This is a genomic window from Rhodococcus sp. NPDC003348 (assembly GCF_053589375.1).
In genome coordinates, this window is sequence record NZ_JBSFRT010000003.1 from 171861 (window position 1) to 188453 (window position 16593).

The 16593-nt window shown below is 70.3% G+C and carries 13 protein-coding genes; 4 read left to right on the plus strand and 9 right to left on the minus strand.

The features are described 5' to 3' along the window. Window positions 1-95: 95 nt before the first annotated feature. A complete protein-coding gene (locus ACWDU4_RS03315) occupies window positions 96-1454 on the minus strand; it encodes an ammonium transporter (protein ID WP_450112422.1) in 1359 nt (452 codons plus the stop codon). A gap of 236 nt (window positions 1455-1690) precedes the next feature. Continuing rightward, window positions 1691-2515, minus strand: coding sequence for an SDR family oxidoreductase (locus ACWDU4_RS03320; protein ID WP_450112423.1), 825 nt, complete (start codon window positions 2513-2515; stop codon window positions 1691-1693). A 187-nt stretch (window positions 2516-2702) separates the two neighbouring features. Between ACWDU4_RS03320 and ACWDU4_RS03325 the strand changes: the two genes are divergently transcribed. The 4 genes from ACWDU4_RS03325 to ACWDU4_RS03340 all read left to right on the plus strand — a co-directional run bounded on the left by ACWDU4_RS03325 (window position 2703) and on the right by ACWDU4_RS03340 (window position 10111). Further along, a complete protein-coding gene (locus tag ACWDU4_RS03325; RefSeq protein WP_450112424.1) occupies window positions 2703-4160 on the plus strand; it encodes an MFS transporter in 1458 nt (485 codons plus the stop codon). A gap of 27 nt (window positions 4161-4187) precedes the next feature. Next, window positions 4188-4736, plus strand: coding sequence for a TetR/AcrR family transcriptional regulator (locus ACWDU4_RS03330; protein ID WP_450112425.1), 549 nt, complete (start codon window positions 4188-4190; stop codon window positions 4734-4736). Window positions 4737-4895: 159 nt separating this feature from the next. After that, window positions 4896-8774, plus strand: a complete 3879-nt coding sequence (locus ACWDU4_RS03335; protein ID WP_450112426.1) for a Pls/PosA family non-ribosomal peptide synthetase — start codon at window positions 4896-4898, stop codon at window positions 8772-8774. Further along, a complete protein-coding gene (locus tag ACWDU4_RS03340; protein WP_450112427.1) occupies window positions 8765-10111 on the plus strand; it encodes a M1 family metallopeptidase in 1347 nt (448 codons plus the stop codon). Before ACWDU4_RS03335 ends, ACWDU4_RS03340 begins: the two co-directional genes overlap by 10 nt. 43 nt (window positions 10112-10154) lie before the next feature. On the opposite strand, the gene ACWDU4_RS03345 is transcribed toward ACWDU4_RS03340, so the two are convergent. From ACWDU4_RS03345 to ACWDU4_RS03375, 7 genes are all read right to left on the minus strand, one after another. Further along, window positions 10155-10520, minus strand: a complete 366-nt coding sequence (locus ACWDU4_RS03345) for a Zn-ribbon domain-containing OB-fold protein (RefSeq protein WP_450112428.1) — start codon at window positions 10518-10520, stop codon at window positions 10155-10157. 162 nt (window positions 10521-10682) lie between these two features. Further along, window positions 10683-12992 (minus strand): ATP-binding protein, encoded by a 2310-nt coding sequence (locus tag ACWDU4_RS03350; RefSeq protein ID WP_450112429.1) that lies wholly within the window; start codon window positions 12990-12992, stop codon window positions 10683-10685. Window positions 12993-13049: 57 nt separating this feature from the next. Next, window positions 13050-14354 (minus strand): MFS transporter, encoded by a 1305-nt coding sequence (locus ACWDU4_RS03355; RefSeq protein WP_450112461.1) that lies wholly within the window; start codon window positions 14352-14354, stop codon window positions 13050-13052. A 26-nt stretch (window positions 14355-14380) separates the two neighbouring features. After that, a complete protein-coding gene (locus tag ACWDU4_RS03360; RefSeq protein ID WP_450112430.1) occupies window positions 14381-15046 on the minus strand; it encodes a GntR family transcriptional regulator in 666 nt (221 codons plus the stop codon). 59 nt (window positions 15047-15105) lie between these two features. Beyond that, on the minus strand, window positions 15106-15303 hold the full coding sequence (locus ACWDU4_RS03365; RefSeq protein WP_450112431.1) for a hypothetical protein: 198 nt from the start codon (window positions 15301-15303) through the stop codon (window positions 15106-15108). 178 nt (window positions 15304-15481) lie between these two features. Further along, window positions 15482-15898 (minus strand): DUF2752 domain-containing protein, encoded by a 417-nt coding sequence (locus tag ACWDU4_RS03370; RefSeq protein ID WP_450112432.1) that lies wholly within the window; start codon window positions 15896-15898, stop codon window positions 15482-15484. Further along, window positions 15895-16593, minus strand: a 699-nt coding sequence (locus tag ACWDU4_RS03375; protein WP_450112433.1) for an RDD family protein, incomplete at its 5' end; no start/stop codon positions are given. The genes ACWDU4_RS03375 and ACWDU4_RS03370, both read right to left, overlap by 4 nt.

Genomic DNA, 16593 nt, shown 5'->3' on the forward strand with positions numbered 1-16593 from the left:
TCGCGGCGGAGGAGGGTGCGCGACACCGGGGGTCTTCGTGCTCTCGGCCCCGAACCGTCGGAGCACCGACGGTCCTACCCCTGAGGCCGAGGGGTCTAGGTGACCTTGCCCGCCACCGCTCGTTCCGTGATCGACTCCGCTGCCGCGGAGACGTCGTCGGCATCGGTGGTGACGACCGCGCCGCCGAACTCCGGCGCCTCGATCGAGTAGGCCGACTCCCCGTGGACGGCGACGTCGAGTCCGTCGCGCTCGATGTCGTGATGGACGCGCAGGCCTGTGGCCTTGTCCATACCCTTGGCGATCAGCCAGGTGACGATGAAGGAGTACGCGAGGACCGCGACGACGGCCACCGTCTGCTTACCGAGCAGGCCGAATCCGCCGCCGTAGAACAGGCCCGCGACGCCGTTCGGCGCGGCCTCGGTGGCGAGGAAGCCGATCAGCAGGGTGCCGAGGATGCCACCGACGAGGTGGATGCCGACGACGTCGAGGGCGTCGTCGTAGCCGAGTCGGTACTTCAGCGAGATCGCCACGCAGCACACGGCTCCGGCGAGGCCACCGATGACCAGCGCCCCGATCGGGGAGACCGCCCCGCACGCCGGGGTGATCGCCACGAGGGCCGCGATCAGGCCGGACGCCGCACCGAGGGTGGTGGAGCGCCCCTCCCGGATCCGCTCGACGAGCAGCCATGCGCAGATGCCCGCGCAGGCGGCGGCGAGGGTGTTTAGCACCACGACCGATGCACTGTTGTTCGCGGCGAGCGCGGAGCCACCGTTGAACCCGAGCCAGCCGAACAGCAGGATTCCTGCGCCGAGCATGGTCAGCGGAAGGCTGTGCGGTCGAGGAGGATTGGTGAAGTTGTGCCGCTTGCCGAGCACCAGGATCAGCGCCAGGGCGGCGATGCCGGCGTTGATGTGCACGGCGGTGCCACCGGCGAAGTCGACCGCCCCGAGCGTGTTGGCGATCCAGCCGCCGACGACGGTGCCGTCCTCGTTGTCGAACGCGAACACCCAGTGCGCCACCGGGAAGTACACCAGCACAACCCATATCGCGGTGAAGCCCATCCAGGCACCGAACTTGAGACGGTCCGCCACCGCACCGGAGATGAGGGCCACGGTGATGCCCGCGAAGAGCAACTGGAACGCCGCGACAAGGGCGGGCGGCAGGCCCGGTTCCGCGGGCGCCTCGAGCAGTTGCCCGAGTCCCATGTATTCGAGCGGGTCACCGAGCAGCCCGGCACCGCCGAGCGAGTTGCCGAGCACCGCCGAGTAGCCGAACAGCACCCACAGCACCCCGACCACGGCGAAGGCGCCGAAGGTCATCATCATCATGTTGAGGGTGCTGCGGACGCTGACCATGCCGCCGTAGAAGAGTGCCAGTCCCGGCACCATCAGCGTCACCAGTCCGGCGGCGGCGAGTATCCAGGCGGTGTCGGCCGCGGCCATAGCCTGATCCATGCGGTCCACCTTTTCGTCCGAAGGGGCCACCGCGCGATCGGCGGTGGTGCGACGCCCGTTTGATACGAGGAATCGTCGTCACCCGAGAGTGGACTGCAGGCTCACCGGTCGCAACCGGGGCGTGTGAACTCTGGGTAAAGGCAATTCCCAAGTAGCGCAATGAAAGACGACGAATCATGAGATCAACACTGCTGTAACACGACCGTCACGCACACGCCGCCGCCGGGAGTGTCAGCTCACCCCGCCATCGCCCGGACGGCGGCGACCGCTCCCCCGTCGACGAGCAGATCGGCGCCGGTGACGAACCCGGCCTGCGGGGACAACAGGAACGCGGCCGCGGCCGCGATGTCGTCCGGTGTCCCGACCCGTTTCGTGGCGGACATGCCCACCATCGCACGCATCGACTCGCCACTCGCGCCGTCGAGCTCCTGCCGCCCCATCGACGTGGAGATCACCCCCGGACTGATGGAGTTGACCCGCGCGCCGCGCCCACCCCAGGCACCCGCCGCCGCCTGCACTCGCAGAATGTTCGCCCGCTTGGCCCACACGTACGCCACCGTCGGGAGGCCGATGGCCTCGAGACTCAGGAACGGCAGGTCCAGCAGCTCGGCGGTCGGCGTGGCGGCCAGCGCGCGCTCCTGCTCGGCGGGGAATCCGCCGGGCATCATGTGACCCGCCATGCTCGCGATCACCACACCGGCACCGCCCGGCGCGACGACGCGCGCGAACTCGTCGAGCGTGTGCGCGACGCCGAGCAGATCCACCTGCAGGACGGCCTCCGTCGACGCCTGCTCGGGCGACAGTCCCGCCGTGTGCACCACGTGGACGACTCGACCCAGCTCGTCCGCTGCGTCAGCGAGCGACGCCACCGACGCCGCGTCGGACACGTCGACCACCCGGGTCCTGACGTCGTGACCCTCGCCACGCAGCTGTTCGGCGGCGGCACCGAGCACGGATTCGGCGAAATCCGCGAGCAGGACCACCCGGCCGCTGCCCACACGCCGGGCGATTGCCAACCCCATGCCGCCCACGCCGATGACGACCGAAACATCCTTCTCCATTTGCTGTCCTTTCATTCTTCGAATTCGACAATCACAATCTCCATCGAAGCGCAGTCTTCGTCAACGGGCGCACGCCCGACTCGGCGCACGCGCTTGACACGCGAGGGGTGAACAGCGTTCACTGACTCGGCTGGTGAACGCTGTTCACCCCACAGGGGAACGTTTGGAGAACGCGATGGAGAGTGCCGTGACCACCACACCGAAAGCCGCGACATCGAGCGGTGCGGTCACGTTCCTGCTGAGCCTGGCCGGTCTCGTCGTGGCGCTGCAGACGACACTGGTCGTTCCACTGCTCCCCGATTTCCCGGAGATCCTCGACGTCACCAACGGCGACGCCACGTGGCTGGTCACCATCACATTGCTGACCGGAGCAGTGGCCACGCCCATCGTCTCCCGCATGGCCGACATGTTCGGCAAGCGGCGGATGATGGTGTTGTCGCTGACGATGATGGTGGCGGGATCACTGATCGCCGCGATCGGCGGAACCTACCTGGCGGTGCTGATCGGGCGCGCTCTGCAAGGCTTTTCGTCGTCGCTCATCCCGGTGGCGATGGCCGTGCTGCGCGACGTGCTGCCGCGGGAGAAGGTGGCCGGTGCCGCGGCGATGATCAGCGCGACAATGGGAATCGGCGGCGCACTGGGACTTCCCGCCGCCGGCGTCCTGTACGACCACTTCGGCTGGACGTCGGTCTTCTGGGTCTCGGGCGTCGTCGGATGTGCGCTCCTGCTGGGCATCCTCGTGCTCGTCCCGGCCTCCGTGTCGGGCACCCGGGCCCGGTTCGACGTGATCGGCGCGATCCTGCTGTCCCTCGCCCTGACGGCGTTGCTGCTCGGGATCTCGAAGGGCCCGGCGTGGGGATGGTCGAGCCCGCAGACCCTCGCGAGCCTGGCCGCCGCAGCCCTCATCGTCGCCCTCTGGGTCCCCTACGAGCTCCGCGTGACCGCCCCGATGGTGAACCTGCGGATCTCCGCGCACCGGCCCGTGCTGCTCACCAACGTCGCAGGCCTGTTCGTCGGGTTCTCGTCGTACGCGAACACCCTGTCCACCACGCAGCAGCTGCAGCTGCCGGAGATCACCGGCTTCGGGTTCGGACTCAGCGCGGCCACCGCGGGCCTGTGCATGGTGCCGGGCGGTATCGCCATGCTCCTGTTCTCTCCGCTCTCGGCGAGGACGACCGCGCGGTTCGGTGGCCGCAGCACGCTCGTCCTCGCCTGCCTCGTGATGACCGCGGCCTACGCCTTCCGCATGGCCTTCGACAGCACCGTCACGCTGATCATCGTCGGCAGCGTCCTCGTGAGCATCGGCAACGCGATGGCGTACGCCACGATGCCCGCCCTGATCATGGGATCCGTCCCGCTGAACGAAACCGCAGCCGCGAACGGTCTCAACAGCCTGCTGCGGACGATCGGGTCGTCGAGCATGAGTGCGGTCGTCGCCGCACTGCTGACCGGCATCACCGTCGAGGTGGCCGGGCGGACCTTCCCCGGGCACAGCGCCTTCACCGCCATGTTCGCGATCGCGGGCACCGCGACCCTGTTGGCTACGCTGGCTGCCGTGTTCCTTCCGAAGCCGTCCGTCCCCCGGGTCGAACCGTGGGCCGCCGACGAACCTTCGGCCGAGGCCACCAGCCCGACGAAGATCTGACCGCCCCGACACGACGAGGACTGCCGCATGAGCGAGAGGACCACCCGCGACGTCATCATCGACGCCGCGCGGAGGTTGTTCGCCGAACGCGGATTCACCCTGACGACCATCCGGGATGTCGCCGACGCCGCCGACGTCTCGCCGGCCCTGGTCATGAAGTTGACCGGCAGCAAGGCCGAACTGTTCCAGGCGGCCGCACCGGAGGCGCCGAGGGTCGAGGAACTCGACCACCCGTCCGAGCCGCTGGGATGCCGCATGGTGCGAGCTCTCGTCGAACGGCGGGACTCGGGGGATTTCGAGTACTGGGCGATGGCGCCGTTCATCCTCCAGGAAGCTCCGGACCGCGAGGTCGCGCGCGCGAAGATGATGGCCGGATTCGTCCCGAGGATCGCCGCCGCGATCGGTGACGACTCGGCGGGACAGGTGCGCGCCCGACTCATCGTCACCCTCATGCTCGGCCTCGCAAGCGGATTGCGCACGTTCGAAATCGTGACGCCCGATGTGATCGACAGCCGCAGTCTGATCGAGACCTACGGTGCACTCGTGCAGAACGTCATCGACAACGACACGTTGTGATCGTCCGTCGGACATCGCCGCCACCGCAGAGCCGACGACGAATACCGGACGACGCGTAATCTTCTCCCATGTCGTGTCCCGGCTTTCCGTTCACCCTCTCGCAAACTTGACGTGAGAGAACGACGCGAACAGTCAGCACGAGAGAAGGAACCCCCGGCGTTGCACCTGCAGTCACCAGCGGACCGCTTCCAGCAGATCCCGGCCGAGTACCTCCGGTCGCCGTTCGCCGCCGCGCCCCGCACCCTCGTCGACATCCTCACCGCCACCGCCGACGCGCATCCCGACGCACCCGCGATCGACGACGGCGACACCACGCTGACGTACGCGGAGCTGCGGGACGAGGTCGAGCGGGGCGCGCAGTGGCTCGGGGACCTCGGGGTCGGCGCCGGCGACCGGGTGGGCATCCGGATGCCGTCGGGCTCGCAGTCGCTGTACACGGCGATCCTGTCCGTTCTCGCCGCGGGCGCGGCCTACGTGCCGGTCGACGCCGACGACCCGGACGAGCGCGCCGAGCTGGTGTTCGGGGAGGCGCAGGTCGCAGCGATCCTGACCGGCCGCGGCGTCGAGGCCGGCACCGCCCCGGCCCGCGAGAACACGCCGCGCCCGCCGACCCTCGACGACGACGCCTGGATCATCTTCACCTCCGGTTCCACCGGCACCCCGAAGGGGGTCGCGGTCAGTCACCGCAGTGCCGCCGCGTTCGTCGACGCCGAAGCGCGGATGTTCCTGCCCGACGACCCGATCGGCCCCGGCGACCGCGTCCTCGCGGGACTGTCGGTCGCGTTCGACGCGTCCTGCGAGGAGATGTGGCTGGCCTGGCGGCACGGGGCCTGCCTGGTACCCGCGCCCCGCGCCCTGGTGCGCAGCGGCATGGACCTCGGGCCGTGGCTGGTGTCACGGGCCGTCACCGTCGTCTCCACCGTCCCCACGCTCGCCGCGCTGTGGCCCGCCGAGGCCCTCGAAGAGGTGCGCCTGCTGATCTTCGGCGGCGAGGCCTGCCCACCCGAGCTCGCCGAACGGCTCGCCGTCGACGGCCGCGAGGTGTGGAACACCTACGGGCCCACCGAGGCCACCGTCGTCGCCTGCGCCGCGCAGATGGACGGCAAATCTCCGGTGCGCATCGGGCTGCCACTCGACGGCTGGGACCTGGCCGTCGTCGACGGCGACGACAACCCGGTCGAGACCGGCGGGGTCGGCGAACTGGTCATCGGCGGCGTCGGACTCGCCCGCTACCTGGACCCCGCGAAGGACGCCGAGAAGTACGCGCCGATGCCATCGCTCGGCTGGGACCGCGCCTACCGCAGCGGCGACCTCGTGCGGCTCGAACCGGGCGGCCTGCTCTTCCAGGGCCGCGCCGACGACCAGGTCAAGATCGGCGGCCGCCGCATCGAACTCGGCGAGGTGGACAACGCGCTGCAGAACCTGCCCGGCGTCGCCGGTGCCGCCGCCGCGGTCCGTACGACCGCCTCCGGGCACGCGATCCTCGTCGGGTACCTGGCCAGCACCGACCCCGACTTCGACCTCGCCGCCGCACGCGCCCACCTCGCGGAGCAGCTGCCCGCGGCCCTGGTGCCTCGGCTCGCACTGGTGCCCGAACTGCCGACCCGCACCTCGGGGAAGGTGGATCGGGCGGCGCTGCCGTGGCCGCTGCCCGGCGCCGCGCCGGAGGACGCGGCCACCGGGGCGGGTCTCGACGGCACCGCCGGGTGGGTGGCCGGGCTGTGGGCGTCGATCCTCGGCGCGCAGATCACCGGCCCCGACGACGACTTCTTCGCCGCCGGCGGCGGCTCGCTGGCGGCGGCACAACTGGTGACGGCGCTGCGCGAGCGGTTCCCCGAGGTCACCGTCGCCGAACTGTACGACCACCCGCGGCTCGGGTCGCTCGCCGAGCATCTCGACTCCCTCGCCCCCGCCGAGGTCACCGAACCGCGGCACGTCGAGCCGACCCCCCGTTCCGCACAGTGGCGGCAGATCCTGTGGACCGTCCCGCTCACCACACTGACCGGACTGCAGTGGGTGACCTGGCTGGCCCTGGTGAACAACGTGCTCGCCTGGTTCACGGACGTACCGTGGGCGCCGGCCCTCTCCTGGTGGTGGGTGCTGCTCGGGGTGCTGCTGTTCATCACCCCGCTGGGCCGGATGGGCATCGCGGTCACCGGTTGCCGGGTCCTGCTGCGCGGTCTGCAACCGGGCACCTACCCGCGCGGCGGACCCGAACACCTGCGACTGTGGGTCGCGCACCGGCTCACCGAGGCCAGCGGCGCCGCGAACCTGTCCGGGGCGCCGTGGATGATCTACTACGCCCGCGCGCTCGGCGCGAAGGTCGGACGCGGCGTCGACCTGCACACCCTGCCCCCGGTGACCGGGATGCTCGAACTCGGCGAGGGCTGCTCCGTCGAACCCGAGGTGGACCTGTCCGGGCATTGGATCGACGGCGACGTCGTCCACATCGGCGGCATCCGGATCGGCGCCGGTGCCGCCGTCGGCGCCCGGTCGACGCTGCTGCCCGGCGCCCGGATCGGCAAGAACGCCGAAATCGCCCCCGGTTCCGCGGTGATCGGGCGCGTCAAGGCCGGGCAGAGCTGGGCCGGTTCCCCGGCCGTCAAGGTCGGCAAGGCCGTGCACCCGTGGCCCGCCCAGCGCCCCCGCCGCGCCACCCACTGGGTACCCGTGTACGGCCTGACGTCCCTGTTCATCGCCTCACTGCCGATCGTCGCCCTCGCCGCCGGTATCGCGCTGATCGGCTGGGGTGTCCACGACACCGTCGACCTCGGCGCCGCGATCCCCCGCGCGCTGGCCTGGCTGCCGGTCGCGACGCTGCTGGCGCTGCTCGTGTTCGCGGTACTGACCGCGGTCGCGGTCCGGGCCCTCGGCATCGGCCTCACCGAGGGCTACCACCCGGTGCGCAGTCGGGTCGGCTGGCAGGTGTGGGCCACCGAGCGTCTGCTCGACTCGGCCCGCACCTTCCTGTTCCCGCTCTACGCGAGCCTGCTCACGCCGATCTGGCTGCGGCTGCTCGGCGCGAGGATCGGCAAGAACGTCGAGGCGTCGACCGTGCTGCTGCTGCCGAAGTTCACCACCGTCGCGGACGGGGCGTTCCTCGCCGACGACACGATGGTCGCGTCCTACGAACTCGGCGGCGGGTGGCTGCACATCCAGGAGGCGAAGGTCGGCAAGCGCGCCTTCCTCGGCAACTCCGGGATGGCCGGGCCCGGTCGACGGGTCCCGAAGAACGGCCTCGTGGCGGTGCTGTCCGCGGCACCGAGCAAGGCGAAGTCCGGGTCGTCGTGGCTCGGCAGCCCACCGGTGAAGCTGCGCCGCGCGGCCAGCGACGGTGACGCCGAACGCACCTTCGCGCCGCCCACCCGGCTCAAGGTCGCGCGCGCGGTCGTCGAGACCTGCCGGTTGCTGCCGGTGATGATCACGTTCGGTATCGGACTCGGCGTGCTGTTCGCGTTGCAGGCCCTCGCCGGCGCGGTCGGGTTCTGGGCGGCGGCGCTGCTCAGCGGGGTCGTGCTGCTGGTCGCCGGCGCCGTCGCCGGCCTGATCTCGATCGTCGCGAAGTGGGTCACGGTCGGCCGGATCGGCCGCACCGAACACCCGCTGTGGAGTTCGTTCGTGTGGCGCAACGAGGTGTCGGACGCGTTCGTCGAGACCGTCGCCGCCCCCTGGTTCGCGCGCGCCGCCACCGGCACCGCGGTGCTGAACGTGTGGCTGCGCGGGATGGGCGCGTCGATCGGCCGCGGCGTCTGGTGCGAGTCGTACTGGCTGCCCGAAGCCGATCTGGTGACCCTCGCCGACGGCGCCACCGTCGAACGCGGCTGCGTTGTGCAGACCCACCTGTTCCATGATCGGATCATGGCCATGGACACCGTCACCCTCGGCGCAGGCGCGACACTCGGTCCGCACTGCGTCGCACTGCCCGCATCCGGTATCGGCGACGGCGCCACCGTCGGACCGGCGTCGCTGGTGATGCGTGGCGACGTGGTGCCGCCGAACACCCGCTGGCAGGGCAACCCGATCGGCCCATGGAACTGAAGGGGTTGCGGCACATGGTCAAACCGGGCAAGTTCTATGAGCAGCCGATCGACCCCTACCTGCCCGACGTCGGCAACCGCGGGTACCGGGTGTCGCGGTACGACCTCGAGCTGACGTACAAGGTCGCCAGCAACCGACTGGCCGGGAAGGCGACGATCACCGCCGCCGCCACGGACACACGCGGCAAGTTCGCGTTCGACCTGTCACAGGCGCTGGCCGTGTCGAAGGTGTCCGTGAACGGTTCCCGCGCAGCGAAGTACACCCACCAGCGCGGCAAGCTGACCGTCACGCCCACGCAGAAGATCCCGGCCGGCGGCGCCCTGTCGGTGACCGTGCAGTACGCCGGTACGCCGAAACCGGTCCGCGGGCCGTGGGGCGAGGTCGGGTGGGAGGAACTGACCGAGGGCGCGATCGTGGCGAGCCAACCGAACGGTGCGGCGTCGTGGTTCCCGTGCGACGACCACCCGAGTTCCAAGGCCAGCTACCGGATCGCGATCACGACCGACTCGCCGTACTACGTGGTCGCGAACGGGGTTCTGGCGCGCAAGCAGACCCGCGCCAGCCAGACCACCTGGGTGTACGAGCAGAGCGAGCCGATGGCGAGTTACCTGGCGACCATCCAGATCGGGCCGTACCAGCGCAGGCGGGTGGCGGACACCGTGCCCGTCCCGATGTACGCGGTGCTGCCGCAGCGCCTGCGCACGCCCTTCGACCACGACTTCGGCCGCCAGCCGAAGATGATGGAGACCTTCATCGATCTGTTCGGCCCGTACCCGTTCGCCGACTACACCGTCGTCGTGACCGACGATGAACTGGAAATCCCCATTGAGGCACAGGGAATTTCGGTTTTCGGTGCGAACCACTGCGACGGACGGCGCGGGTCCGAGCGGCTCGTCGCGCACGAACTGGCGCACCAGTGGTTCGGCAACAGCCTCACCCTCGCGGCGTGGCGGGACATCTGGCTGCACGAGGGTTTCGCCTGCTACGCGGAATGGTTGTGGTCGGAGAACTCCGACGGGCCGTCCGCCCAGGAGATCGCGGCACAGGTGCACCGGATCCAATCGGGGCTGCCGTACGACCTGACCCTCGGCGACCCCGGTCCGGCGCTGATGTTCGACGATCGGGTCTACAAGCGGGGCGCGTTGACACTGCACGCGCTGCGCACCGAACTCGGCGACGACAACTTCTTCGACCTGCTCCGGCAGTGGACCGCCAAACATCGGCACGGCAGCGTCACCACCGAGGAGTTCACCGACCTCGCCGCGCACTTCACCGACCGGTCGCTGCGCCCGCTGTGGGACCGCTGGCTGTTCGACAGGAAGCTGCCGCCACTGTGAGTGAATTCCGCCCCATCCGGGGTGAAGTTCACCGACGGTGCGGCTACGCCGCGCGGACGAAGTAGGGGTAACGCTCGCCGGGTTCCTCGTGCGCGAAGCGGACCCGGACCGGTTCTGCGGAGCGATCCGGCGGCACGCCCTCGATCCACGCGTAGGTCCACGGGCCGTCGTCGAGTTCGACGATCGCGATGGTGCACTCGACGTAGCCGATGGGCACGTCGCGTCGCGTCGCGCAGTGGACGACGGTGCAGGAGACGATCGACCCGGCGCCGCAGGAGGGCACCCAGGTCAGATCGGTGCACCCGCAGTGCGAACACGTCGCGGTATCGGGGGCGAGGAGGGTCGTACAGTCGTCGCAGCTGCGGATCATCAACGCAGTCTCGACCGGCGGAAGCGGGTGTTCGAGCATCGGATGTACCTCGGCTTGAAGCGCTGGAACTGTCAAGCACCACCATCCCCGGCGGCAACCCGACGCACGACGGTCGAACTACCCGGTGCCATACCTGTTTTTCGGCGCCACCGTACCCGTATCCCCCGTCGACACCCACCCCGACGGCGGAGTTTCACCAGGTCACGTGCCATACCCGGACTTCTGTTGGGCCACCCAGGCGGCGATCTGGCTGCGTGAACCGAAGCCGAGTTTGGTCAGGACGTGTTCGACGTGCCCCTCGGCGGTGCGGCGCGAGATGACCAGGGTCTCGGCGATTGCCCGGTTGGTCAGGCCCTGCGCGACGAGGTCCGCGACCTGCCGTTCCCGCCGCGTCAGGACGCTCACCTCCGGCACCGGATCGACGGGAAGCTCGCCGAGTGCGTGGGCGACGGAGTCCTCGACGCTCGCCTCCGCGCCCCGCCGGAACGCGACGGCGAACGCCCGGTCCCCGAGTGCGCGACGGGTCCGATCCACGCACTGCTCGTGGAAACCCTGCAACGCCGGAACCGTGACGCCGCTGCTGCCGACCGCCTGCCACAGCGTCTGGGCCGCACCGAGCAGAACCGCGGCCCGGCCCGGATCGTTGTCCCGCTCGGCGATCCACGCCAGCGCCTCCACCGAGATCGCCGTCCCGACGATGTCGTCCGCCGCCCGGTCGAGTTGCAGCCCCTCTTCGAGCAGTGCCCGCGCCCGCACGTGGTCGGTCCGCACCAGCGCGAGTCCGAGGATGCACAACGAGTAGGACCGGTACAGGGTTTCCCCGGTGGCCTGTGTGACCACCAGCGCCGCCTCCTGGGACGCGGCGGCACGCTCGAAGTCACCCAGAAGGGCCTGGGCAAGCGCGATGCCGAGCAGCGACGACACGTGCCGCAGCGGGTCCACGTCCACAGAGAAATACGCCAGCGCGCGGTCGAAGAGGTCGAGGGCCCGCGGCAGATCACCCGCGAACACGCACAGATAGCCGTCGGCGTGGGCGAGCAGCGCGTCCAGACGTGGATCGTCGAGTCGGGCGACGACGGTGCGGGCCTCCACGACCCGCGCCTGCCCCGCGATCACATCCCCCTGGTTGCCTGCCAGGATGACGTCCGCGCAGAGCGCCTTGGCCCGTGTGACGGTGGGCGCGCCGCCCTGGTGGTCGAGGGCCAGGTCGAGCCAGTGCCGCCCCTCCTTGATCTGTCCCCGGGACAGGCAGTAGGGGCTCATCGCGGTAGCGATCCGCAGCCCGGACTCCGCCTCCTCCGGCGCGGCGAGACAGTAGCGCATCGCCGCTCGCATGTTCGGCCGCTCGCGATGCAGGCGGGCCAGCCAGCCGAGCTGGCGCGGCCCGAGCCACTCGGCCTCGGCCCGCAGCACCAGCGCCTCGTACCAGTCCCGGTGCCGACGGGACAGCCGCGCGTCGTCCCCGGTCTCACGCAATCTCTCGCGGCCGTAGTCACGCAAGGTTTCCAGCATCCGGTAGCCGACCACCCCGTCGACCTCGTCGCGGTTGAGGATCGACTTGTCCACCAGTGACGCGATGAGGTCGAACAATTCGTCGGGACCGAGGTCGTCACCGCAGATCGCCTCGGCGGCGTCGAGTTCGAACCACCCGGAGAACACCGACAGCCGACTCCACACCTCCCGTTCCCGGGGGGTGCACAATTCGTGGCTCCAATCGATGCACAGGCGCAGCGTCTGCTGCCTCGTCGGCGCACCCCGGCTCCCGACGTTGAGCAGGCGGTACCGGTCGGTGAGGCGTTGCAGGATCTGTTCGGCCGACAACGCCCGCAACCGAGCCGCGGCAAGCTCGATCGGCAACGGCAGTCCGTCGAGCCGCTGACAGATCCGGGTCACCGCTGCGCGGTTCTCGTCGGTCAGCCCGAAGCCCGGCACCGCCGCGCCGGCCCGCTCCTCGAACAGCGTCACCGCCTCGTAGCGGGTGGCGCCACGAATCTTCGCCGGCCGATCCGGGTCCGGGACACCGAGCGGCGGCACCCTCAGTACCGCCTCCCCACCGACGCCGAGCGGTTCTCGGCTGGTGGCGACGATGCGCAGCTCCGGACAGCTCCGCAGCAACGAGCCCGCCAGGTCCGCGACCGTGTCGACCAGGTGTTCGCAGTTGTCGAGAATGAGCAGCAGGTGCCGGTCGCCGAGGTGCTCGGCCAGCGACGACGGCTGATGCGGCAGCACCTCGCGCATACCGAGCGCCGACGAGACGTTGTCCTCGACCATGTCCGGGGAGGACAACAGTCCCAGCTCGACCAGCCACACGCCGTCCGCGAAGGCCCGCCGCGAGTCCTCCGCGAGCCGCAACGCGAGCCGGGTCTTGCCGACCCCGCCGATTCCGGTGAACGTCACCAGTCGAGAGGTCGAGAGCAACCGCTTGGCCTCGCTCAACTCGTGGCGGCGGCCGACGAAACTGGTCAGTTCGTGGGGCAGGTTCCCAACCTTGCCCCTGACTGCGGGCGACATCGCGGCGTCACTCTCATTCTCCCGACCCCTGCCGCTACGGTACGCCCGTGGAACCGGTCACCGGTCGCCGTCGGATTGCGATCCGACGCCGATCTCCGAGGAGGCCGGAGAGGCCGGGTCCGCGGGATCGAAACGGCCTGCGGGCAGGTGCGCGCGACTGTTACCGAGCACCAGAATCACGCTCACCGCGGCCACCGCGGCACCGATCAGGAACAGCGCCGGGTAGCCGACCGCTCCGGGCCAGGTCTGCACGACCAACGCCAGCAGCGCGGGCACCGCGAACCCGATGTAGGTGATCGAGTAGAAGACGGCGGTCAGTCCCGCCAGGTCGTCGGGGCGGGCGATGCGCTGGATCTCCTGCAGTCCCGCGACCAGCGCCATGCCGTAGCCACAGCCGAGGATCGCGGCGGCCAGCAGCGCCAGCGGCACCGTCAGCCGGTCCGCGGCGACGGCGCCGAGCGTCATGCCGACCACCAGGATCGCCAACGCCACCACCACCGCGCGGGCACTGCGTGGGGTGTCGATGCGCCGCCCCAGCGCCTGGATGGCGAAGCCACAGCCCAGGGCAACCACGCAGAGCAGTGCGGAGAACCCGACCGGGCGCCCACCGCTGTGGTCGGCCATCAGCGACGGCATCACGGCGTACGCGCAGCTGGCCGCGCCGAACACCCACGGCGCGACGGGCACGACGACCAGCCAGAACCGGCGGTTCGCCGCGGCGGGGATCCTGAGGTCCTCGAGTAGCGGGGCCCGCAGCTCCTTCGGGGTCGCCGGCCGCGATTCGGGCGCCGCCACGAGGGCGGCCCCGGCACCGGCCGCGAGGGCGATGTGCACGACGTACGCCAGGGCGCTCGGCCACGGCGCCCACTGCGCGAGCACCCCCGCGACACCGGCGCCGATCGCGAACCCGGCGGTCAGGCTCATCGCGGCCCGCCGGGCGCCGGACCCTTCCCCCGCCCTGACGTCCCACGGCGGCACCGACAGTTCCTTGAGCCAGCTGCCGCCGACGGCCATGCCGAGCCCGAGGCCGACACCGCTGAGGACGCGACCGGCGACGAGCAGCGCGGCGCTGTCGGCGCCGACGGCAAGCACGATCGATCCGGCGGCCGCGACGAACGGCGCGGGCAGCATGACGGGGCGCCGGCCGAGCCGGTCCGACAGCGGTCCACCGATCAACAGTGCGGGCACGATCCCGAGCACGTACGCGAACAGGAAGCCGTCCACGACGACCGGCGAGTACCCGTGGTCGAGCCGGTACATCACAAGCAGCGGGGTGAATTCGTTGCCGCCCCACGCGACGGCGAACATCGCCGCCGAGACCAGCGCCCACGGCGCGATCCGGCGGCGTGACGATGCCGCCATGTCAACGCGGGTGTCGAGCCGGACGCTCATCGGGCCTCCTCCACGCCGGTGGTGAACGGCAGCCCGTGCACCTGCCGCATGTGGACGTCGACGGCGGCGGCGAACCCCGCGGCGTCGCCGGCCTCGATCAGGTCGGCGAGGCGGACGTGGTCGTCGATGACGGACTGCAGCTGCAGCGGATCGCGGGCCAGCGAACGCGCGGTCATCCGTCGCTGTCGTTCCCGCAGGCCGATGTAGAAGGTGACGAGCAGCGGGTTCCCGCCTGCACGCACGATCAGTCCGTGGAAGTCGGCGTCGAGCCCGCTGAACTCGGCGACATCGCCGGCCGCCGCGGCGGCACGCTGCCGGTCGAGGTTGTCCCGCAGTGCGCGCACGAGGGCGGCGCGGGCGGCCGCGTCACGGGCGAGCACTGCCCGGGCGGCGTCGGACTCGACGAGCCGGCGTGCGGAGATCACGTGCTCGGCCTCTCCGTCGGCGACGGGCACGATCAGCGCACCGCGCTTCGGGTACAGCCGCATCCATCCTTCGGCCTCGAGCCGAAGGAACGCTTCCCGGACCGGGGTCCGGGAGGTTCCCATCTCGGCGGCGACCTCGCCCTCGCTGATCAGTTCGCCCCCGGGCAGGGATGCGGACAGGATCCGCTCCTTCACCTCGCGGTACACCTGCTCGGACGCCGAATACAACTTAGACACAAGATGTATTTATACGCTTCGCGTACGAGTTCCCCGACGGCGGGGTGGAATTTCTCAGCTCAGGGCACCCAGTACTTGCGCGCGAGCTGCTCGATCACCGGATCCCCCTCCGGGGCCCGATCGAGCGCGGCGAGATCGTCGTCGAGTGCGACCAGACGGGGGTCGTCGTCCTCGGCGCCCTCCGACGGAGAGCCTCCGTCCTCCGCGATCTGACGGAGCAGCTTTTCGCGGACGCGGTCGCGCAGCGTTTCGGCCATGCCTGAGCATGACCCCACCGGCCGCCGGTGTCGAGTCGGCAGACGCCGAGTCAGTCGTCGCGCTTGCCGAACACCTTGCGAGCCACCGGGATGAGCATGACCAGTGCACCTACGAGCACGATCAGGGAGAAGATCTGCATGGCCATCGGGCGAGCCTCCTTTGTCCGGTTCCTTGCGATCACGTCGGCGCGAGCACCGATCCCCATGGCGTGTTGCGGACCACCGTGAACACCGCGAGGGCAATCAGCACCGTCACCGAGGCACGGGCCGACAACACGATCATCCTCCCGTCCTCACCGCGCCGGCGGCGACGCACCCACCGGACCCAGGCGAGCACCAGCACCAGCACCAACGGCGCGACGAAGACGTTGCTCGACAGCGACGCCAACACCTCACCGTGGGTGAGATCGTGGACGGCCCGCAACCCACCGCACCCCGGGCACCACAGTCCGGTCAGCGCGTGGAAGGGGCAGAAGCCGTACACACCCGGCCGGTGGGGGTCGCGCACGTACAGCAGTGCCGCGACCGCGAGCCCCGCGGCCGCGACCCCGACGGGCCCGGCCATGCGCTCTCGCGGACCGACCTGTGTGCTCACGCGGTACGGATCACCACCGACGAGACGAGCATGTCGTGCCAGCAGCGGCGCCGCGAATCCCACAGCGGCCACAGGAAGTTCAGGAAGCAGAGGTCACCGAGGATCCCGAGCAGCAACCAGCGCACGAACGCCATCCCGGCACCGAGCGGTCGCCCGTCCGCCTCCCGGACCACCGCGATGTCCAGCCACGACTTGCCCAGCGACTGCCCGGTGTGCCCCTGCCGGAAAACCATATTCCACACCACAAGAGCCAGCGCGAGCAGGAAGCCGGCGGTCATGATCGCGATTCCGACTCCGCTGACGCCGGTCGTCTCGGAGGTGGTCCCGGTGTAGAAGTCACCGTTGTACGTCGTGGTTGTCGTCGAAGCGTCCTTGAACGCGATGAAGGCACCGATGCCCGCGATGATGTAGCCGACGAGCGGGACGACGATCCCGTCCAACAGGTACGCGCCGACGCGCGCCCACCACGACGCATACGGGTACACCGGCATCGGCGGCGCCGCGTACTGCTGTGGGTACCCCGGGGGCGGATAGCCCGGCTGTTGTGGATATCCCGGCTGCTGTGGGTAACCCGGCTGCTGTGGGTAACCCGGCTGCTGCGGGTAACCCGGCTGCTGCGGGTAACCCGGCTGCTGCGGGTAACCCGGCTGCTGCGGGTAACCCGGCTGCTGCGGGTAACCCGGCTGCTGCGGGTA